The organism is Brachyspira pilosicoli (genome assembly GCF_019402445.1).
GTDB lineage: Bacteria > Spirochaetota > Brachyspiria > Brachyspirales > Brachyspiraceae > Brachyspira > Brachyspira pilosicoli_B.
The window spans coordinates 1-1,454 of record NZ_SRZM01000174.1; the positions used below are offsets into that span (position 1 = coordinate 1).

At 25.5% G+C, this 1,454-nt stretch carries 1 protein-coding gene; it reads left to right on the forward strand.

The window, feature by feature from the left end; translation table 11 throughout:
- The first annotated feature begins 294 nt into the window (after positions 1-294).
- Positions 295-1,341 (forward strand): tetratricopeptide repeat protein, encoded by a 1,047-nt coding sequence (locus tag E6A48_RS06585; RefSeq protein WP_219709250.1) that lies wholly within the window; start codon positions 295-297, stop codon positions 1,339-1,341.
- Positions 1,342-1,454 lie beyond the last annotated feature (113 nt).

Sequence of the window (1,454 nt, forward strand, 5' to 3'; positions counted from 1 at the left end):
ACCCAAAGAAGCAAAAGGACTGCATTTTTAAGATAATTTAGTCCTTATATTAGATTTAATACATATTGCCAATATATAAAGCCAACAAACTTGCACTTTTTGCAACTTTGACGAAGTCCGCAGAGCGTAGCGGCGGGAAAAAGTTGAAAAAACTTCTTCTTGACAAAATATAGTTGTTTATGTACATAAAAGCTTTTAAATATTTTCTAATTTACGAAAGAAAATAATGCTTGATTATGTTCAGAAAAAAAATCCGATATTGAAAGAGTTATAACAATTTTTTAAGGATAAAGTATGAGTGATGATTTTTACAAATTAGCGGATGAAGCATTCGAGGCTGGAAATTATAAAAAGGCAATAAAATATTATGATAAACTAATATCTGATAATGAAGATAATGCAGAACTTTATAATTGCAGAGGACTTGCAAAAAACAATTTAGGTAAATATAAAGAGGCGTTAAAAGATTTTAATACTGCTTTAAAATTGGATAATAATAATGCAGATATATATTATAATAAGGGTTTGGCTGAATATGAGATGGGTGATTATGAGAAAGCCATTAAAGATTACACTAAAAGTATAAAACTTGATAATACCATTAGCGACGTTTATAATAATAGAGGTTTATGTTATGGAGCATTAGGAGAATTTGAAAAGGCTATTGAAGATTTTACTTGTGCTATAAAATTAAATAAAAATGATGCAGAACTTTACTATAATAGAGGACTTTCAAAATCTAATTTAGAAGATTATAAAAATGCATTAATAGATTTTGATAAAGCTATTGAAATAAATCCTAAATACAGCAATGCTTATAATAGCAGAGGAAATGCAAAAAATGAACTAAATTATAATGAAAAAGATATTATAGCAGATTATGATAAAGCTATAGAAATTGATAATAATATAGATGCTTATTATAATAAGGCATTATATTATAATACTAATGAAAATTATGAGAAGGCTTTAAATCTTTATAATAAAGTATTAGAGATAGATGAGTATTATATAGAGGCTTATGGAAATAGGGCTATTGTTTTATATAACTTAAATAAAAACGAGGAAGCTATTAAAGATTGCGATAAAGCTATTGAATTAGACAGTGAGTATTGGCTTTTATATTTTAATAGGGCAGAGATTAAACTTGAAGTTGCTCAAAAAAATATTGATGATTTTAAAAAGTTAAATGATGAAGCTTTTGAAGATATAAATAAATCTTATGAGTTAGCTTTAGAAGATGAAGATAATTTAAATGACTTTAAAGATTATGTATTAGAATTAGCGAATAAAAATTTTGAAGCAGCAATTAAATTTTGTAATGAGCATAAATTATTATGAATATAGACATCTTTAGAACATCAGGAGTTGATAAAAAAGCAGTTTAATATTATTTGTCAAAAATAAATTTGTTAAATTGAAAATATTTGCAGGGCTTTGCCCTTAACGAAGTA

Excerpts from the sequence above, each read along its gene's own strand:
- E6A48_RS06585 (WP_219709250.1), top strand. The coding sequence starts at position 295 with ATGAGTGATGATTTTTACAAATTAGCGGATGAAGCATTCGAGGCTGGA.